General features: G+C 45.2%; 14 protein-coding genes and 1 pseudogene. 12 read left to right on the plus strand and 3 right to left on the minus strand.

The features are described from left to right. Window positions 1-37 precede the first annotated feature (37 nt). Window positions 38-544 (minus strand): acyl-CoA thioesterase, encoded by a 507-nt coding sequence (locus tag BO18_RS10895; RefSeq protein WP_051688658.1) that lies wholly within the window; start codon window positions 542-544, stop codon window positions 38-40. 107 nt (window positions 545-651) lie between these two features. On the opposite strand from BO18_RS10895, the pseudogene BO18_RS10900 reads away from it, so the two are divergent. From BO18_RS10900 to BO18_RS10945, 11 genes and pseudogenes are all read left to right on the plus strand, one after another. Further along, a pseudogene (locus BO18_RS10900) lies at window positions 652-2,771 on the plus strand (TIM-barrel domain-containing protein); the annotation flags it as partial. A gap of 81 nt (window positions 2,772-2,852) precedes the next feature. Next, a complete protein-coding gene (locus BO18_RS36495; protein WP_242856575.1) occupies window positions 2,853-3,332 on the plus strand; it encodes a DUF5110 domain-containing protein in 480 nt (159 codons plus the stop codon). Window positions 3,333-3,437: 105 nt separating this feature from the next. After that, window positions 3,438-4,358, plus strand: a complete 921-nt coding sequence (gene ptb, locus BO18_RS10905) for a phosphate butyryltransferase (protein WP_034446161.1) — start codon at window positions 3,438-3,440, stop codon at window positions 4,356-4,358. Between the two features lie 2 nt (window positions 4,359-4,360). Further along, window positions 4,361-5,425 carry a butyrate kinase gene (gene buk / locus BO18_RS10910; protein WP_034446165.1) on the plus strand — a complete coding sequence of 355 codons (1,065 nt, stop codon included), beginning with the start codon at window positions 4,361-4,363 and terminating at the stop codon, window positions 5,423-5,425. A 915-nt stretch (window positions 5,426-6,340) separates the two neighbouring features. Further along, the gene (gene secA / locus BO18_RS10915; protein WP_034446167.1) at window positions 6,341-8,905 is read left to right on the plus strand and encodes a preprotein translocase subunit SecA; all 2,565 of its coding nucleotides are present in this window, start codon (window positions 6,341-6,343) and stop codon (window positions 8,903-8,905) included. 38 nt (window positions 8,906-8,943) lie between these two features. Then, complete coding sequence (prfB, locus tag BO18_RS10920) at window positions 8,944-10,086, plus strand: peptide chain release factor 2 (protein ID WP_051688659.1); 1,143 nt, start codon at window positions 8,944-8,946, stop codon at window positions 10,084-10,086. Between the two features lie 59 nt (window positions 10,087-10,145). Continuing rightward, window positions 10,146-11,234 carry a GGDEF domain-containing protein gene (locus tag BO18_RS32690; RefSeq protein WP_051688660.1) on the plus strand — a complete coding sequence of 363 codons (1,089 nt, stop codon included), beginning with the start codon at window positions 10,146-10,148 and terminating at the stop codon, window positions 11,232-11,234. A gap of 81 nt (window positions 11,235-11,315) precedes the next feature. Next, window positions 11,316-12,335, plus strand: a complete 1,020-nt coding sequence (locus tag BO18_RS10930) for a glycosyltransferase (RefSeq protein ID WP_034446169.1) — start codon at window positions 11,316-11,318, stop codon at window positions 12,333-12,335. A gap of 100 nt (window positions 12,336-12,435) precedes the next feature. Further along, the gene (gene trkA / locus BO18_RS10935; RefSeq protein ID WP_034446172.1) at window positions 12,436-13,797 is read left to right on the plus strand and encodes a Trk system potassium transporter TrkA; all 1,362 of its coding nucleotides are present in this window, start codon (window positions 12,436-12,438) and stop codon (window positions 13,795-13,797) included. 140 nt (window positions 13,798-13,937) lie between these two features. Further along, window positions 13,938-15,389 (plus strand): TrkH family potassium uptake protein, encoded by a 1,452-nt coding sequence (locus tag BO18_RS10940; protein ID WP_034446175.1) that lies wholly within the window; start codon window positions 13,938-13,940, stop codon window positions 15,387-15,389. 127 nt (window positions 15,390-15,516) lie between these two features. After that, on the plus strand, window positions 15,517-16,089 hold the full coding sequence (locus BO18_RS10945) for a hypothetical protein (RefSeq protein ID WP_034446177.1): 573 nt from the start codon (window positions 15,517-15,519) through the stop codon (window positions 16,087-16,089). On the opposite strand, the gene BO18_RS10950 is transcribed toward BO18_RS10945, so the two are convergent. Then, window positions 16,086-16,895 carry a TraX family protein gene (locus tag BO18_RS10950; protein ID WP_034446179.1) on the minus strand — a complete coding sequence of 270 codons (810 nt, stop codon included), beginning with the start codon at window positions 16,893-16,895 and terminating at the stop codon, window positions 16,086-16,088. The two genes, BO18_RS10945 and BO18_RS10950, sit on opposite strands and share 4 nt — an antisense overlap. Before the next feature lie 21 nt (window positions 16,896-16,916). Further along, window positions 16,917-18,071 (minus strand): DUF3048 domain-containing protein, encoded by a 1,155-nt coding sequence (locus tag BO18_RS10955; protein WP_034446182.1) that lies wholly within the window; start codon window positions 18,069-18,071, stop codon window positions 16,917-16,919. Window positions 18,072-18,211: 140 nt separating this feature from the next. Here BO18_RS10955 and BO18_RS10960 point away from each other — a divergent pair, with 140 nt between their 5' ends. Then, window positions 18,212-19,813: an MBL fold metallo-hydrolase RNA specificity domain-containing protein gene (locus BO18_RS10960; RefSeq protein WP_034446184.1), complete on the plus strand. Its 1,602-nt coding sequence runs from the start codon at window positions 18,212-18,214 to the stop codon at window positions 19,811-19,813. Window positions 19,814-19,829 lie beyond the last annotated feature (16 nt).

Below are 19,829 nucleotides of genomic sequence, written 5' to 3' on the forward strand. Positions count from 1 at the left end.
TCGATTCCATGGTGTATTTGTTTGCTATTAAACTGGTTTAGAATCCTTCCATTCTTCTCTGGCGTCTTAGCTCGCGGCGTTTCTCGGCGCCTTCCCATTCGGCCTTTTCGCTCTCAGTCCTTACGTTAAGACCATAGGGCACAAGTACAGGTGTGTTGTCATCGTCGATGCACACCTCGGTGAAATATGCACGGTTCATCACGTGCCTCATTCCGTTTCTTCTGTCCTCTACGTAGGTGTCAACTCGAACTTCCATTGAGGTTTTGCCCACGTGGGTGATCTTTCCAATTATTACAATGATGTCGTCAAGCTTTGCCCCCTGCTTGAACTGCATATTGTCGATGGCTGCTGTAGTAACAGGGTTTCCTGAGTGCCTTGTGGCAACGATTCCTGCAACCTCGTCCAGCCAGGACATAAGTGTTCCCCCAAAGAGTCTGTCCTCGCTGTTGATATCAGAGTATCTTACAACTCTGGTCCATTCAGTGATGGAGTCCTCTACGTTCTTGTTCGCGATCTGGTGATCAACATGAAAGACTTTACCCATAAGTATCCTCCGTTCTCTAAAAAAGATATATCTATTTTACCATGCTGAAGTTGCGCCGTCATCCACATTCCAAGGTGATATAATGATATGGTGCAGGAGGTATTCCTATGAATATTCTTAATAGAATAGACAGCAGTGAGAGAGGCGAGGGCTCGTTCATTCTTCACGGCGATAATGCGGATGTGCAGATACATTTTCTTACTGATGAGATCATTAGGGTAAGGTGCTCCTTTGAGCGGGAGTTTCCGCAGGAGTCCTATGTGCTGATGACTACGGCCTGGGAGGATAGGCTGGACTTCTTGTTTGAAGGCGAGAGGACCAGGGTAAAGCCTGTGGAGCCGGCAATAGAGGAAAGTGACGGCGATATTTCTTTTGCCACAAAGAGTCTTACATTAACTGTGACAAAAGAGCCTTTCGCGTTGGAACTAAAGGACATGGAAGGAGATGAGCTGTACTCAACAGCAGGGCTCATGGCCTTTACAAAGGATTCCAATAACAGGCTGACTTCTTATACCCGCATGAATGAAGGGGATTTCTTCTATGGCTTCGGGGAGAAGACCGGGCCTTTGAATAAGAACAAGTCCTTCCTTCGGGAAAGAGCTACTGACAGCTTTGGGTACGATGCCTGGAGCGCGGACACTCTCTACAAGCATATTCCCTTCTATATAAGATTGGATCAGGCATCCAAGAAGGCTGTTGGAGTTTTCTACCACAATTTCTACGAGTCTGAGTTCAACATGGGATGCGAGAAATCCAACTATTTCCCAAGATACAGCTACTTCAGGGCAGACGGGGGAGACCTGGATATCTTCCTTATCGGTGGCAACAGGATTTCAAGGATTATTGATAACTATACCCTTTTGACCGGGCGCCCGGCTCTTTTGCCAAAAAGAGCTTTAGGCTATCAGGGGTCATCCATGTACTATGCGGAGCTTCCCAAGGACTGTGATGAAGCGCTGTTGGAATTCGTGGACACGGTCCGCGAGGAAGGCTTTCCGATAGATGGATTTCATCTGTCATCAGGCTACACGACGGTGGATTGTTCCGGGGCTGGCGCGGCTTCTGATGGCGGAAACAAAGACAGATCAGCTGTTGGATCTGGCGGTAAGCGCTGCGTATTCTGCTGGAACAGCGAAAGATTTAAGGATCCGGAAGGCTATTTCAAAGCCATGGCAGAAGCTGGCGCACCTAATGTACCAAACGTAAAGCCCGGCGTGCTCCTTGAACATCCGCGGTTTAAAGAATTCGAGGATGCAGGCGTTTTCGTGAAGACTGCGAAGCAGACAGATGACATGAATGTCTGCAGACAAGATGAAAAAACAGGCATACTTGAGAATGGGCGGACATGCGCCGATGATACTACAGCTTTGGGCCGCTGGTGGGGCGGCGAAGGGGCATATTGGGATTTCACTAATCCTAAGGCACGGGAACTTTGGAAGAAGTGCCTTAAGGAGGCGCTCATTGAAAAAGGCGTAACCTCAATCTGGAACGATAACTGTGAATATGATGGACTTCTTGATAAAGACGCAGAAATCTCTTTTGACGGAAAAGGCTCTACCATTGGGGCGCTGAAACCCATTATGGCTAATCTCATGTGTAAGCTTAGCAACGAAGCAATCTGTGAGCATAACAAAAACGCACGTCCATATTCAGTTTGCAGAGCCGGGGCAGCAGGAATACAGCGCTACGCCCAGACCTGGTGTGGCGACAACTATACAAGCTGGGCGACTCTTCGGGCAAACCTTCCTACCATATTGGGGATGGGGCTTTCGGGGCAGCCCAACGAAGGAGCGGACATAGGCGGATTTGCAGGACCTGTGCCATCAAAAGAGCTGTTCATAAGATGGATACAGAACGGAATTTTCCAGCCAGGTTTTCCATTCATTCTGCTTCCGATGACAACACGGTGACTGAGCCTTGGATGTATCCTGAGGCAACAGAGCTTATCAGGGAGTTGATCCTGTTCAGATATCGCATGTCGCCTTATCTGTATTCGTTAGAGTATGAGGCGTCAAGGAGCGGAGCGCCCATCATGAGACCTTTGGTCTACGAGTTCCAGGGGGACGCCATTGCACCGGCTATAGATGATGAGTTTATGTTTGGTCGTGATATCCTTGTGGCCAACGTTCTGGAGGAGGGGGCTGATTCCCGAAATGTATACTTGCCTTCAGGATGTTGTTGGTACGACATGAATGATGATTTCACCTGCCATGATGGCGGACAGATTGGTCCGGTTCATGCTGATCTAGAGACTATACCTATGTTTATCAGGGAAGGTGCCATTATTCCTTTTGCCCTGAATCAGCCCATGAATCTGGAAAAAGACAAGGTCACAGGACTTCACCTGTATCTGGCACCATTTGAGGGCGAGAGCCGCTTCACTCTCTACGAGGATGACGGAGTTTCCAATGATTACCTGGCTGGAAAGTTCTGCAAGACCCACATTACCATGAAAGGCTTTGATGTGGTGGACGTGGACTTTAAATTTGAGGGAAGCTACGAAAATCCTGTGAAGGACATGCTGGTGGAGATGAACCGAAAGGATAAGGCGCCGGTAAATGTCTGGCTCAAGTGCGCTGAGAGCAGCGGCGGAAAAATGGCCCCTGCAGGGGAGCAGTCTGCATCGGAAGAGCTGCCTCATTTCCTGAATTTCAACAAGTTTGAAGCTGCGCAGGAAGGCTGGTACTACCACATGTCCAAACGAACTGTCCTTATCAAGTACAGAAATCCGGAACGGGATTACAGACTTATAGTTTCCTTCAAGGCTTTTGACCTGGTGGGAATGTAATAACGTCATTGCATTATCGGGTATGTAGTGTTAAAATTTTATCATATGGCGGCCGGGATAAAAATGGTCGCAAGTACACTTGTTTTTATGGAGGGTATTCCAATTATGAGTAAGAACTTTGATGACATTTTAGCTAAGCTTAAGACTGCATCAACCAAGAAGATGTCAGTAGCAGTAGCTCAGGATTCTCACGTGCTTGAGGCCGTTAAGGTTGCAAAGGAGAGAGGAATCGTTGAGGCTATTCTTGTTGGCGACAAGGAGAAGATTGAGGAGATCATGGCTCAGCTTTCCATGAATCCTGCTGATTATGAGATCATCGATGTGAAGGATACAATCGAGGCAGCTCGCACAGCAGTATCACTTGTACACGATGGCAAGGCTGACATTTATATGAAGGGTTCACTTGAGTCCAAGGACTTCCTTAAGAGCGTTCTTGATAAAGAGGTTGGACTTCGTACAGGCCGTCCACTTTCACACGTTTGCGTATTTGAAATCCCCGGCATTGACCGTCTTCTTTTCCTTACAGACGTTGCTTTCATGCCATATCCAACACTTGAGGACAAGAAAGTTATCATTGAATATACAGTAGATGTAGCAAGAGCTTGCGGCGTTGAGTGCCCTAAGGTTGCTCCTCTTGCAGCAGTTGAAGTTGTTAATCCTAAGATGCCTGTTACCGTTGAGGCAGCAGAGCTCACAAGACTTAATGAAGAGGGCGAGATCAAGAACTGCATCGTTGACGGACCTCTTTCCATGGACCTTGCCATCGATCCTGAGGCTGCAAAGCACAAAGCAGGCGCTGAGGACAGGAAGATCGTAGGCGACGCGGATATACTTCTTTTCCCTGATATCCACGCCGGAAATCTTACATACAAGACTATCGTTCGTCTTGCACAGGTAAAGAACGGAAACATCCTTACTGGAACAAAGGCTCCGGTTATCCTTACATCAAGATCAGACTCTGTAGAAGTTAAGGTTAATTCAATTGCACTTGCAGCTGTAGTAGCAGCAAACAATAAAGGAGAATAATCATGGTAAAGAGCTTAATCATCAATCCCGGTTCAACATCTACAAAGATCGGTATCTTCGAGGACGAGACACTTACAAAAGAAGAGACTCTCCGTCACAGCACAGAGGAGATCGAGTCCTATGCTACAATCATTGACCAGAAGGACTTCCGCAAGAATATCATCCTTGATTTCCTGAAGAAGGAGAACATTGATATAAAGAGCTTCAACGTTATTGTGGGTAGAGGCGGACTTCTTCGCCCAATCCCTGGCGGAACTTACGAGTGCACAGATGCACTTTTAGAGGACCTCAGAAAGGGCGTTCAGGGACAGCATGCTTCTAACCTTGGCGGAATCCTTGCCAGAGAGATCGGCGACGAGATCGGCGTTCCTTCATTTATAGTTGACCCTGTTGTAGTTGACGAGATGGAGCCTGTAGCAAGAATCTCTGGTGTTCCAGAGATCGAGCGTGTTTCTATCGACCATCCTCTTAATCAGAAGGCTGTTGCCAGAAGATATGCAAAAGAGATCGGAAAGAAATATGACGAGATCAGCGTTATCGTTGTTCACATGGGCGGCGGTACATCAACAGGCGTTCATAAGAACGGCAAGATGATCGACGTTTACGCAGCTCTTAACGGAGACGGTGCTTTCTCACCAGAAAGAGCTAACGGAATTCCCGCAAAGGCTCTTGTAGATATGTGCTTCTCAGGAAAGTACACCTACGACGAGATGAAGAAAAAGATCGTTGGTTACGGCGGACTTAACGCTTACCTTGGAACCAACGACATGAGAGAAGTTAACAAGATGTGCGAGGAAGGCAACGAGAAGGCCAACCTTGTACGTGAAGCTTTCATCTATCAGATCTGCAAGAACATCGGTGCCTGCGCAACAGTTCTTAAGGGCAAGGTTGACCAGATCATCCTTACCGGCGGAATCGCTTATGGCCAGGTCATCACCGACAAGATCAAAGAGCGCGTTGACTGGATCTGCCCAGTTACAGTTTATCCTGGAGAGGATGAACTCCTTGCACTTGCTCAGGGCGCACTACGTGTACTGAACGGCGAAGAGAAAGCCCAGAACTATTGATAATATGTTTGTCAGAAAGCCAAAGGACAGTGTTGCTGTCCTCTGGCTTCTTTTTTCGTGATGTTTTAGGCCTGGGGGGCCACCTTGGTTACCATTCACGGTTTGGGGAAGCGATGCCCACAGGGAAGGGGAGAGTCTGGGAAAGCCGCGAGCAACAACTAAAAACACAAAATCTGAGCGTAGCAGCAAGCTGAAGAATTCATGTGCCATAAGCATTAGCACCTTCCAGCCTGCCCACGGACCCCAGGACGGCTCCTGAGTTTTCTCAGCTGTTATTTCCATTTCCTCACCGTACGCAAACGAAACGTTTCTTTAGCATTCCTGCAGTTTTTATAATATTACGCATGCTCGCTTGCAGGGCTCTATATGTTGCATGCCTCAAATGGTCATGGGGGTGCATTGCACCCAAGAGGGTCATGGAGCTACTCTCTCAAGGCGCGTTGGAAAACTATAATCTCTTACAGGTGACGAGCGCGCTTTGAAGAGATGGCTCCATAACCCTCTTTGTGCTCGCCTTGCGAGCCATGACCATTTTAATATACGTATATGAACAGCCCTGCTTCGGACATCTCTCGCATGCGAGTTAAAAACTGCATTGGAATGCTAAGAAACTGACGTTTGCTATTTGGAGGACTCGGAAATGAAAACAAGCAGCTTCAAAAGCCAATGAGCCGTCGGTCCGTAGGATGGAAGGTGCTAAGACTTACGACCATGAATTCCAGCGAGCCGGTCCGGGAAGATTTTGGTTTTTTTGTTGCGGGAAGCTTTCCCAGACTCTCCCCTTCCCTGTGGGCATCGCTTCCCCAAACCGTGAATGGTAACCCGCCTTGAATTTGCAGCGTGAATCTGCTACAATGTCCTTTGGATTTTGCTTATTATAAAGGGTGGACTATGCCCTTTTTTAGGAGATTTAACATGGGTATATTAGATAAGATCATAGGAACACATTCCCAGAGAGAGCTTAAGCGTATCAGGTCAACAGTTGATGCTATAGAGGCTCTGCAGCCTAAGATGCAGGCTCTCTCCGACGAGGAGCTTAGGGCTAAGACTGATGAGTTCAAAAAGAGACTTGCTGAAGGTGAGACTCTTGATGACATCATGCCTGAGGCTTATGCGGTAGTTCGTGAGGCTGGTAAGAGAGTTCTTGGAATGGAGCACTTCAGGGTTCAGCTTATAGGTGGTATTATCCTTCATCAGGGCAGAATTGCCGAGATGAGAACCGGTGAAGGTAAGACCCTTGTTGCTACACTTCCTTCATATCTGGAAGCTCTGCCCGGGAAGGGCGTTCACGTCGTTACAGTCAATGACTACCTGGCTAAGCGTGACGCTGATCAGATGGGACAGATCCATCAGTTCCTTGGTCTGACTGTAGGCTGCGTTCTCAACAGCATGAACAGTGAGGAGAGAAAGGCAGCTTATAACTGCGATATTACATATGTAACCAATAACGAGCTGGGATTTGATTACCTTCGTGATAACATGGCTATCTACAAGGAACAGTGCGTTCTTCGTGGCCTTAACTACTGTATCATCGACGAGGTAGACTCAATCCTTATTGATGAAGCCCGTACACCTCTTATCATTTCAGGTCAGAGCGATAAGTCAACCAAGCTCTATGAGGCCTGCGATATTCTGGCTAAGCAGATGACCCGTGGTGAGGACATGGAAGACCTTTCCAAGATGGATGCCATCATGGGTGTTGAGAGAGAAGAGACCGGTGACTTCATCGTCAACGAGAAGGATAAGATCGTTAACCTTACAGCACAGGGTGTTTCAAAGGTTGAGAGATTCTTCAGGATTGAGAACCTTGCTGATCCTGAGAACCTTGAGATCCAGCACAACATCATCCTTGCTCTTCGTGCTAATAACCTTATGCAGAAGGATCACGACTACATCGTTAAGGATGACGAAGTCCTTATCGTAGATGAGTTCACAGGTCGTGTAATGCCCGGACGTCGTTATTCAGATGGTCTCCATCAGGCCATTGAGGCGAAGGAGCATGTTAAGGTTAAGAGAGAGTCCAAGACTCTTGCAACTATCACTTTCCAGAACTTCTTCAATAAGTTTGAAAAGAAATGTGGAATGACCGGTACTGCTCTTACTGAGGAGCAGGAGTTCCGTGATATCTATGGAATGGATGTAATTGAGATTCCAACCAATAGACCTGTTCAGCGTATTGACCATCAGGATGCTGTATATAAGACCAGGAAGGAGAAGCTTAACGCCATCTGCGATGCAGTTGTTGCTTCCCATGAAAAGGGTCAGCCTGTACTGGTTGGTACCATCACTATTGAGGCTTCCGAAGAGCTTTCAAAGATGCTCAGAAAAAGAGGCATCCAGCATCAGGTACTGAATGCCAAGTTCCACGAGCTTGAAGCTCAGATCGTATCAGAGGCAGGAAGACACGGCGCTGTAACCATTGCAACCAACATGGCCGGTCGTGGTACTGATATTAAGCTTGATGAGGAATCAAGGGCAGCAGGCGGACTTAAGATCATTGGTACAGAGCGTCATGAATCAAGACGTATCGATAACCAGCTCCGTGGACGTTCAGGACGTCAGGGTGATCCGGGTGAGTCCAAGTTCTATCTGTCTCTTGAAGATAACCTTATGAGACTCTTTGGATCAGAGAGACTTATCTCCATGTTCAATGCCCTTAAGATTCCGGATGGACAGGAGATTGAACACTCATCTCTTTCAAGGGCGATTGAGTCAGCTCAGAAGAAAATCGAGTCCAACAACTATGCAATCCGTAAGAACCTGCTTGAGTACGACCAGGTTAACAATGAGCAGAGAGAGATCATCTATGCAGAGCGTAAGAAGGTTCTTGATGGAGTTTCCATGCGTGATTCCATCTACAAGATGATCACTGATATTGTTGAATCCTCAGTTGAGACAGTTGTGGGCGAGGAAAACAATGCAGACAACTGGGATCTTAACGAGCTGAATGAACTTCTTTTGCCTACAGTTCCACTTAAAAAGGTAACAAGAGGTAGAATTGATAATCTCACAAAGGCAGGTCTTACACAGCAGCTTAAGGAAGAGGCTGTGAAGCTCTATGAGTCAAAAGAGGCTGAGTTCCCTGAGCCTGAGACAATCCGTGAGATCGAACGTGTCATCCTTCTTAAGGTCATCGACAGAAAATGGATGGATCACATCGACGATATGGATCAGCTGCGTCAGGGTATTGGACTTCAGTCCTACGCCCAGAGAGATCCTAAGCTTGAGTACAAGCTTGCAGGATACGAGATGTTTGATGACATGACTAAGAACATCGAGGAAGAAACAGTAAGACTGTTGTTCCATGTTCATATAGAAGAAAGAGTTGAACGTGAGCAGGTTGCAAAGGTAACCGGCACTAACAAGGATGATTCTGTGGCAAAGGCTCCTGTAAGGAGAATGGAAGCCAAGGTTTATCCAAACGATCCATGCCCATGCGGAAGTGGCAAGAAGTACAAGAACTGTCACGGCAAGGCATAAGTGAGCGATATCGCGAATTTGTTTATTAAGGAGATAAAATGGTAGTTTTAGATCAGATGAAGGTTGAGATCCAGAACCTTCAGGATACACTTAAAGAAGTAACAGCATCTTTGGATCTTGATTCAAAGAAGAAAATAATCGAGGAACTTTCCCGTGAGATGGAAGAGCCCGGATTTTGGGACAATGCGGAGAAGGCCAACAAGAAGACCAAGGACCTGAAGAATATGCAGGACCTGGTGGCAAGCATTGAGCACCTTAACACCCAGTATGGCGATATCATTGATCTTATCGATATGCAGAATGCTGAAGGTGTTGATGATGATGACATGGCAGCAGAGATCAGATCAGAGCTGGATGATTTCGAGGCAACACTTGAGAACATCAGGATCAGCAATCTGCTTAACGGACCATACGATAAGAACGACGTAATCCTTCGTCTTAATGCCGGTGCAGGTGGAACAGAGGCCTGTGACTGGGCAAGCATGCTCTATCGTATGTACACAAGATGGGCTGAGAGAAAGGGCTTTACAACTGAGACTCTTGACCTTCTTGACGGTGATGAGGCAGGTATCAAGTCAGTAACCTTCCAGATTTCCGGAACAAACGCTTACGGTCTTCTTAAGTCAGAGCACGGTGTTCACAGACTTGTTCGTATCAGTCCATTCAACGCACAGGCTAAGCGTCAGACATCCTTTGTATCCTGTGATGTAATGCCTGATATTGAGGAGGATGTAGATATCGACATCAATCCTGATGACCTTCGTATCGATACTTACCGTTCAAGTGGAGCCGGTGGACAGCATATCAACAAGACTTCATCAGCTGTTCGTATCACTCATATCCCTACAGGAGTTGTAGTTGCCTGCCAGAATGAGAGATCACAGTTCCAGAACAAGGACAAGGCTATGCAGATGCTGAAGGCAAAGCTCTTCATCATGAAGCAGGAAGAGCAGGCAGCAAAGCTTGCAGGTATCAGAGGTGAGGTTATGGATAATGCATGGGGCAGCCAGATCCGTTCCTATGTACTTCAGCCTTACACAATGGTAAACGACACAAGAACAGGCTTTAAGGCATCCAACGCAGAAGGTGTACTTGATGGAGACCTTGATCCATTCATCAATGCATATCTTAAATGGCTTGCTACAGGCGGAAAACCTGTTGGAGAATCCGAAGAAGCTTAAAATTTATACTTTTTTTATAATTTAATATATTGTACAATGTAATTTGAGGGGTAACTATAATGAGATTAATAGAAAGCGCCAAATCGCTAATTGCATTGTACAAAGATTACCGTACAATGGACAAAGACGAGCGTGCCGACTTTTATCAGTCTAAGTGCGACTACTATCAGAAGTATGTCGAGCTTACACTAGTGGCATGCTCTTTTGTTTCCGTTGGTTTTCTTTTCTTTGACTATCTTATAAATGGTACTATTCTGCCTACACTTATTCCCAGGCTGTCCATAGTCTTCTTTTTGGCTGCCTATATTTTCGCTATCCATTTCTTCAGGGAAAGATCTGCCATTGTCTTCATGGACTATATGGTTGGCCATTCTTACATGCTGATCACCATCTGGAGTATATATTATCTTTCTACCAATGAATATTCTGCAGAAGGCATTATGATGCTGAACCTTATCTGGATGGTCATTGGCTTTGTTTCAAAGCCGCGGGAGGTTCTATTATCCACACTTGTTTTCTTTGCAGAAATCCTTATTTCCCACAGTTTTATACATTACCAGAATCTTGAGATCATCATTGCACTGGTATTTCCAAGCGCAATAGGTGTTGTGTTGTCACATTGTCTTTTGATGCTGTATTATCTTGATCACTATCGCATCCGTCAAAAGCTTGAACTTGCTATGGTCACTGATCCCCTTACCCAGGTTTACAACAGGCATCTGCTGGAAAAGATTGTATCCAGAAACACCTTAAAGGATGTGGCCCAGGGAGAACCTATCGCTGTTGCTATGCTGGACATTGATTACTTCAAAAAGATAAATGACGAGAATGGACACTACACTGGGGATCTGACTCTTTTGTATATTGGACAGAAGCTTTCAAATGAGACCCACGACAATGATTATGTTATCCGCTATGGTGGCGAGGAATTTGTCATTATTTTCAGGAATTGCGATGTGAATAATGCATGTGCAAGGATGGAGCAGTTCAGGATTGATATTGAAAATGCAAAAGACACACCGGTTCCATTTACAATATCCGTGGGAGTTTCCAGGTATAACGGAGACTATTCCAAGACTATCCAGAACGTGGACACAGCTTTGTACAAGGCAAAGAACGCAGGACGTAACCGGGTTGTTGTGGTTTGATAGAACAATCCTTAGCTAAATTTCCAATAGAGTGGTAAAATTAAATTGACGCAATAGTGATAACTCTTTGGAGGGAATATCATGGTTACGATCAGTTTATGTATGATAGTTAAGGATGAGGAAGATTGCCTTGGAAGGTGCCTTGATTCCTTGAAGGACCTGGTGGACGAGATGATAATTGTGGACACGGGATCCACAGACAGGACCAAGGAAATTGCAAAAAGCTACGGCGCAAAGGTCCTTGATTACGAGTGGAAGTGGGATTTTGCAGATGCCAGGAACTTCGCTTTTGCCCAGGCCACCTGCGACTATATCTATTCTGCCGATGCAGACGAAGAGCTGGATGAGGAGAATCAAAAGAGATTTCGCGCTCTGAAGGATGATCTTTGTGAGTTTGATATCGACATCGTCCAGATGTACTACTGCAATCAGCTGTCCTTCAGAACAGTATATAACTACGACAGGGAACTGCGTCCCAAGCTCTTTAAGAGGGTAAGGCCCTTTATATGGGAAGATCCTATACATGAGCAGGTCTGCATCGATCCTGTAATCTGTAACAGCGAGATTGAGATTATTCACAGACCTAAGGAGAATCATGCGGGCCGTGATCTCCACTCCTTTAGAAGGGCTATAAATCAGGGAAGAAGGATCTCCAAAAGACTCCATAATCTGTATGCCAGGGAGCTTTTAATGGGAGGAACTCCGGAGGATTTTATTAAATCAAAGGATTTCTTCCTGCGATCTGCCCTTGATAATAACCGAAGCCTGGATGAGATTAAGGAAGCTTGTTGCATTCTTACTCACATCGGAGTTTTGGAAAATGATCCTCTTCTTATATTGAAATATGCCCTTAAGGACGCCATTACAGAGATGTCCAGTGAAATGTGTTATGAACTGGGTGAGTTCTATTTTGGCCAGGGAGACGTGGATGAGGCTATAGTGTGGTACTACAATGCAGCCTATGAATGTGAGAGCATCCTGGATATAAAGAGAAGTGGAACAATGCCAAGACTGGCCCTGGCAAAATGTTACAGAGCACTGGGGAACGAAGAACAGGCATTGGACTACGAGAGAGAAGCTGCTGAACTTGATGAGGCATAAATAAGAAAACTTAACCAGCCGTCAGACATATATTTTGTCTGACGGCTGTCTTGGTGCTATAATGTAATGCGTATTATTATGTATAAATTCGGAGGATCTTATGCAAATTATTGTTGTGGGCTGTGGCAATGTGGGATCAACACTCACAGAGCAGCTTAGCAAGGAAGGACATAACATCACTGTTATCGAGGAGAAAAGCAGTGTAGTTCAGTCTGTTGTAAACAACCTGGACGTCATGGGCATTGTAGGAAATGGCGCCAGTTACTCTATTATGAAGGATGCAGGTATTGAGTCTGCAGATCTGATGATCGCGGTTACCAATTCTGATGAGCTCAATCTTCTTTGCTGTCTTATAGCTAAGAAGGCAGGTAACTGTCATACTATCGCCAGAGTAAGAAATCCCATCTACAAAAAAGAGATCAATTTCATCAAGGAGGAGCTGGGGCTTTCCATGGTAATAAACCCTGAGGAAGCAGCTGCTACTGAGGCTGAGCGTCTTTTGAAGCTCCCATCAGCCACCAAGATTGAGACCTTTGCAAGGGGCAGAGCAGAGCTTGTTAAGCTCATTATTGATGAGAATTCAAGGCTTTCAAACCTTGCCCTTAAGGACATTCCTTCAGACCTTAAAAAGCAGGTCATTGTGGCTGTTGTTACCAGAGGAAATGAAGTATATATCCCTGACGGAAGCTTTATCTTAAGACCGGGGGATGAGATCACAATCTTTGGTTCAAGTAAGAGTACCCTTAGCTTTTTCAAGAAACTGGGACTTCCTTCTGCCAAGTGCCACTCCACAATTATCATCGGAGGTGGCGAGACAGGCTACTACCTGGCTAAACAGCTTATTTCCCTTGGCATAAAGGTTACAATCTTTGATAAGAATCCTGTACGTTGCAAGGAGCTTACAGATCTTTTGCCCCAGGCCCTTATCATAAACGGAGATGGAACCGATAAGGATATGCTCCTGGAGGAAGGTGTTACAAGGACCGAATCCTTTGTATCTCTCACTAATCTTGATGAAGAGAATATCATGCTCTCTATGTATGTAAAGAGCATTAACCCTAAGGCCAAGCTCATAACAAAGGTCCACAGGGTTAATTATGGTGACATTATCGGCTCCCTTAATATCGGAAGTATAATCTATCCCAAGAACATCACAGCAGACAGGATCGTTCAGTTTGTCCGCGGAATGGATGCTTCAAAGGACAGCAATATAGAGACACTTTATAAGCTCAATGATGACAGGGTTGAGGCCCTGGAGTTCATTGTAAGGAACGGAAGTCCTGTTATTGGAATTCCTCTTTCAAAGCTTAAACTCAAGAAAGGAATCCTGATCGCCTGCATAAATCACTACGGTGAGATCATTTCTCCAACCGGTGACAGCGTAATCAGGGACAGAGACTCGGTTATCGTAGTCACAACCCTGACAGGTCTGAAAGATATAGGCGACATTCTGGAGAGGTAAAGTTTAAATATCAAAAACAAGAATTACAGCCCGAATCACATGCTGATGAGGGCGTGAGAAAGTGAAGAAATAGTGAGCATGCCCCTTTGCTGTAGGCAACTTTAATGGGCATGCGAATAATCTATTGAGGAACGAAATAGATGAATTACGCAATGGTAAGATATGTGCTGTTCAAACTCCTTAGAGTCGTTGGATGGCTTTTAGTGCTGCCACTTATAGTAGCACTGATCTACAAAGAATATGACAGCGCCATTTCATTTCTGGTGCTGGTTATTATATGTTCCGTGGCAGGAACTGTTGGTGCGCTTTTTAAGCCCAAGAGCAGAGTTATTTATGCAAAAGAGGGATTCGCCATAACTGCAGTTGCCTGGATTGGTGTAAGTATTATGGGAGCTATTCCCTTCGTGATAACAGGCACCATTCCTAATTTTATTGATGCTATGTTTGAGACTGTCTCAGGCTTTACCACAACAGGAGGAAGTATCCTTACCTCTGTCGAGGGCATAGAAAAGAGCGTTCAGTTCTGGAGAACCTTTACCCACTGGGTAGGCGGAATGGGAGTGTTGGTGTTCCTTATAGCAGTTGTTCCCATGGCTGATGGCTACAGCATGCACCTTATGAGAGCAGAAAGCCCGGGGCCTGTTGTAGGTAAGATTGTTCCCAAGGTAAAAGACACAGCGAAGATCCTCTACCTTATTTACTTTGGTATTACAGTTTTGGAGACCCTTTCTCTATGGGCCTCCGGTCTTTCACTTTATGAAGCCATGACGATTACCTTTTCAACGGTAGGTACCGGTGGATTTGCTGTCACCAACAGCGGAATAGGTGGCTACTCCACACTGTCACAGGCCATAATCATTTTATTCATGGCTCTTTGCGGTGTTAACTTTACAGTGTATTACTTCCTGATCCATTTAAAGCCCAAGGAGGCCTTTGCTATTGATGAGGTGAAGTACTACTTTGGAACCATGTTCGCAGCAGCAGCTCTTATAGCCTTCAATATCTATAGGGCAGGAGTTCTTGATTCTGCAGGAATGTGCTTCCATCATGCACTTTTTGCAGTAACTTCCATTATGACTACTACAGGATTTGGAACATTGGACTTTGACCAGTGGCCTACTTTTTCAAGGATCCTTTTGATGGCGCTAGCATGTATCGGAGCCTGTGCAGGATCTACAGGTGGTGGATTTAAGTTTTCAAGGGCTCTTATCGTCATCAGAAATGCAAGGAACGAGCTTAACTTCCTGGTACATCCAAAGGCGGTAAAACGAGTGTACATGGATGGACATACCGTTGAAGGAACAACTGTTAAATCCGTTTCTGCTTACCTGGGACTTTACGTTATTACGTTTTTGGTATCAACCCTTTTAGTGTCCTTTGACAATTTTGACTTCCAGACCACTGTGACCTCAGTAATTGCTACCTTAAATAACATTGGTCCCGGACTTGGCAAGGTGGGTCCAATGGGCAATTATTCTGAGTTTTCCTACCTTTCAAAGATTGTTTTGATGTTTGATATGCTGGCAGGACGTTTGGAACTTTTGCCTATATTTATAGTCTTAAAACCGAAAACCTGGAAGCGTAAATTATAAAAAAAGTATAAACTTTTTAAAATAATTATAAAAAGTTATTGAAATTTAGTCTTGAAAATTGTGTCCAAACTGTGATAGACTTATCTAAGTTTCGAAAACTGGAAGAGAGAAAAAGGTAGGACGATTTATGACTAAGGCAAGGAAGATTGGCATATCACTCCTTGTCACGTTCTTGATAAGCTGTATAGTTTTTGCTGGCTGTTTGATATATACCAAAAGTGGGGATGTGGATACAGAGTCCGTTGAGAATGTCACCATGGGTGTCTCTGATGCACTGATAGCTCTTTTGGGGGATACGGCGGAGGACGCTGTTGGCACGGGGGAAGTGCTTTCAGGTAGAAGATTATCTCAGAAGCTTACAGTTACAACTGATGAGGGAGTTTTAGCAGTTAGTGGAACAGTGACAAAAGTACCGGATGCATTTTATCCCGGTAGTTACGAAGTGACATTTTCAAGAAATGCAATCCTGTCATATACAGCACAGGTTCATGTGCAAATGAAGGTCAACAAGGGTGAGGAAGTACATGTACTTGTTGGAGACAGGGATAACGGTTATACAGAATTTACTTCTGTGACTGCCACAGAGGACAACAGGATTTCTTTTTATACCAATGTACTGCAGGATTACACATTATCCACTACGGATGTTATGGGTGCTCAGGCAGCAATGGCGAACATCTTTGAATCAGCCGGTTATTAACCGTATATGAGACACCGGGCTACATATATCAGTAAGATATGTACGGGGTAGAATGCGTAGAAAGCATATTTCAGCTTTCCCAGTCTTCTGCCTCGTTTTTTGTTGTAGAAATAAATGAGGATAAACGCGGGAAATGCCAGATATTCTGTGCTGAAGCTGGCAAGGAAAAGATATCCTGCCACAAGATTTATGGGCTCAAAGAATCTGAAGATATAGAAGATTGCAATCAGGACCACGCCGAACCAGTGGTAGTCACTTTCAATCTTCTGTGCTATAAAGGCTCCAAGAAATGTTGCCATACCCGATAGAAGATATGCAAAAATGTTATTGGACTGAAGCTTTTCTACCAGTGTAAAAGAGCTTTGGATTGCCCACATGACCAGAAGACCTATAAAAAGGGTGAAATACACATTGCTGTGGTCTGCCAGGATGCTGCGGTTTTCACGCAGGACCTGAAGGATATTGATATTGTAGATATCGTTCCGGCAGTAGAAGGTTACATCGAAAAATGGCTCAGATATAAGGCCAAAAATTAACAGGCTAAGAGAGTATCTTAGCCTGCTTTTTGTATGAACGAATCCCTCCACCAGGAGAAAGCAGAAGATAGGGAAAGCTGTTCTGCCAACGCCTCTGAGGATCTTATATACAAACTCTACTGTTCCGAAATCGATGCCGTCAGGAAGAAGTCCGTCTCTTGCAATAGGAACAATTATCCCGGCAGCTGCGTGGTCTATAAGCATTGATATGCAGGCGATTATCTTAAGAGCGTTTCCGTTTATTCTTCTGAAGTCGCCTGATTCCTGCATATAAACCTCAATAAAATGTTATTACTCGAAGATTACCTTGTCCCAAGTATCATCAGGGATAAGAGAGATGTAGGTCTTACCTGTGTTGATCTCAAGCTCTGCGCCTGTCTCATCATAATACTTTGTAACTCCGGTCTCGCTGGTCTTTGACCAGGTAATGTCCTTTGCTACGCCGTTTGTGATGTACCAGCCAACTTCGCTTCCGTTGATGCAGTTGTAGATAAGATAACCGTTCTCATCAAGCTCAGCAAAAGAGCATTTCTGAAGGATCACATTCTTGAAGGAAAGAGGCTGCTGGTTTGAAGCATCGAAATACTGCTCGCCATACTCATAGTACTCATACAGTCCTGTGTCTGAGTTATAAACAAGCTGTGAAGAGTTGTGAGTAAATGGAAGAACGATCTTGTTTGCTGAATAGGAGCGATCGTACTTCTCGTCCAGCTTTATCTCTTTTCCGTATTCAACGAAGTTGAAGTGGCTGCCTTCGTTGGCAAACTGGTTATAGGTGCGGGAAATATTGAATCTCTCAAGGTCAGACTCCAAATCTCCGCTCAAGATGTACTCTGTAAACTCCCTTGACTTTCCGTTATCAACACGGGAGAAATATCCTGAGATATGATCCTTAGCCCAATCCTTTGCAAAGTAAGCATCGTTGTGGTATGGACCACCGTCGTGACAAAGGATTGCATTCCACTCAGATGCAAGAAGAATGTTGGTAGGTCTTGTGCTTCGGATACTACCAAGCTGTTCAATAGCGCCCCAGTCCTTAACAACGCACATAAGTCTAGTGATGCGGTCGTTCTTGGTGCTGTTCATAAGCTCGTAAACAACGTCTGCTCTGGTGGTCTCAAAGTGAGGAAGAGCAGTGATCTCGTTATCAACCATTGCTGCGATAGGACGCTGGTCCTTTAATTCCTCGCTGATTGGCTCGCCTGTCAGCTCTGAGAAGTACATTCCCTCAGGAAGCACATAGGGTTCATCTTCCTGCTGAGGCTCTTCCTCTGGAGTAGAAACCTCCTCCTGAGCTGGGATGTCTTCAAGTGATTCAAAAGAAATACCGGTTGCTCCGCCCTCTTCTGCCTCTTCAGCAGTTTTGCCGCAGGCGGTCATTGCAAAAAGGGTAGCTGCGCAAAGTACTACGACGCAAGCTCTTTTGCCATATTCACGAATGTACATTTTTCATAATCTCCTATTTGTAATTAAATCAATCCTAATTATTTTAGCAGATGATACGGGGTTTTTCCATGATTTTTAGATTAAACTTTCATGGTATAATTGAAACAGATATGACTATACCTGTAATGGAGGCGAAATATATGAAGCTGATGTTTATCGGAGCTGACCATGAGGTTACTGGAAGCTGTCATTATATCGAAGCTGCAGGAAAGCACATTCTTGTAGACTATGGAATGGAGCAGGGAAAGAACTATTTCGAAAACGTTCCGCTGCCGGTATCTGCGCCGGAGATCGACTATGTATTTCTGACCCACGCCCATGTGGATCATTCAGGAAATCTCCCACTTTTATATTCAAAGGGCTTTCGGGGAAAGATCTTTGCGACCGAAGCAACGGCAGATCTTTGCAGCATTATGCTTCGTGACTGTGCTCACATTCAGATGCAGGAAGCCGAGTGGAGAAATCGTAAGGGCAAAAGAAATAAAGAAATAGCTATGCTTGAGCCTGCATATACAATGGAAGATGCAGAAAATGCTATTCGGTGCATCGTTCCCTGTAGCTACGGTCAGGAGGTTGAGGTCTGTGAGGGCATTAAGATCAGATTCACTGACATCGGTCATCTTTTGGGCTCCTCCAGCATAGAGGTATGGCTTCAGGAAAAGAATGTATCGAAGAAGCTTGTCTTTTCCGGTGATATAGGCAATAAGGATCAGCCTCTTATCAAGGATCCCCAGTATACTGATGAAGCGGATTACGTTATCATGGAGTCCACTTATGGTGACAGACTTCATGCTGAGGAGAAGTCCGACTATGTGGCTGATCTTGCAAAGATACTGGACAGAACCTTTGCAAGGGGCGGAAATGTTGTTATTCCTTCCTTTGCTGTTGGCAGAACACAGGAGATACTGTACTTTATCAGGATAATAAAGAAAGAGGGGCTTGTTAGCTCTTTTCCTAACTTCCCGGTATTTGTGGACAGTCCACTGGCTGTGGAGGCTACGGAAGTATTTCAGAAGAACCAGTTTGACTGCTATGATGAGGAGGCATTGGAACTCATCAAAAAGCGCATCAATCCTATAACTTTCCCTGGACTTACTCTTTCCATTACGACGGAGGAGTCCAGAGCTATCAACGAGGATCCGGAGCCGAAGGTCATCATCTCTGCTGCCGGAATGTGCGATGCCGGAAGGATCAGGCATCATCTTAAGCACAATCTGTGGAGACCTGAGAGCACCATTTTGTTCGTGGGCTATCAGTCTGTGGGAACCACGGGAAGAGCTATTGTGGACGGGGCTGAGCAGGTTAAGCTCTTTGGTGAGACCATTGATGTTGCTGCGGAGATCACCAAACTTGTGGGGCTTTCCGGACATGCGGACAAGAACGGGCTCATCGAATGGGTTGAAGCTTTTAAGAGGAGACCTAAGAAGGTATTTGTGGTCCATGGTGAAGATTCAGTCTGCAGTTCTTTTGCAAGATGCCTAAGTGAGGAGCACGGCTTCGATGCCTATGCCCCATACAGCGGAACGGAGTTTGATATCATCTCCGGACAGATCCTTAAAGAGGGTATTCCTGTTCCGGTCAAGAAGAAGGAATCAACCATTGTTTCTGACGTCTATGCACGTCTTAAGGCAGCAGGCGCACGACTTATGGGCATCATAGCTAAGTCGGAGGGTATTTCCAACAAGGACAAGGCAAAGTTTGCGGATCAGATAAATTCGCTTTGCGACAAGTGGTCGCGATAAAAAAGATGTGGGAGGA

Source organism: Butyrivibrio sp. AE2032 (assembly GCF_000702965.1).

Coding starts and splice junctions, on each gene's coding strand:
- BO18_RS10895 (WP_051688658.1), bottom strand. CDS start 544: ATGGGTAAAGTCTTTCATGTTGATCACCAGATCGCGAACAAGAACGTA.
- BO18_RS36495 (WP_242856575.1), top strand. CDS start 2,853: ATGAATCTGGAAAAAGACAAGGTCACAGGACTTCACCTGTATCTGGCA.
- BO18_RS10945 (WP_034446177.1), top strand. CDS start 15,517: ATGACTAAGGCAAGGAAGATTGGCATATCACTCCTTGTCACGTTCTTG.
- BO18_RS10960 (WP_034446184.1), top strand. CDS start 18,212: ATGAAGCTGATGTTTATCGGAGCTGACCATGAGGTTACTGGAAGCTGT.
- BO18_RS10940 (WP_034446175.1), top strand. CDS start 13,938: ATGAATTACGCAATGGTAAGATATGTGCTGTTCAAACTCCTTAGAGTC.
- trkA (WP_034446172.1), top strand. CDS start 12,436: ATGCAAATTATTGTTGTGGGCTGTGGCAATGTGGGATCAACACTCACA.
- buk (WP_034446165.1), top strand. CDS start 4,361: ATGGTAAAGAGCTTAATCATCAATCCCGGTTCAACATCTACAAAGATC.
- secA (WP_034446167.1), top strand. CDS start 6,341: ATGGGTATATTAGATAAGATCATAGGAACACATTCCCAGAGAGAGCTT.
- ptb (WP_034446161.1), top strand. CDS start 3,438: ATGAGTAAGAACTTTGATGACATTTTAGCTAAGCTTAAGACTGCATCA.
- BO18_RS10955 (WP_034446182.1), bottom strand. CDS start 18,071: ATGTACATTCGTGAATATGGCAAAAGAGCTTGCGTCGTAGTACTTTGC.
- BO18_RS10930 (WP_034446169.1), top strand. CDS start 11,316: ATGGTTACGATCAGTTTATGTATGATAGTTAAGGATGAGGAAGATTGC.
- BO18_RS32690 (WP_051688660.1), top strand. CDS start 10,146: ATGAGATTAATAGAAAGCGCCAAATCGCTAATTGCATTGTACAAAGAT.
- BO18_RS10950 (WP_034446179.1), bottom strand. CDS start 16,895: ATGCAGGAATCAGGCGACTTCAGAAGAATAAACGGAAACGCTCTTAAG.
- prfB (WP_051688659.1), top strand. CDS start 8,944: ATGGTAGTTTTAGATCAGATGAAGGTTGAGATCCAGAACCTTCAGGAT.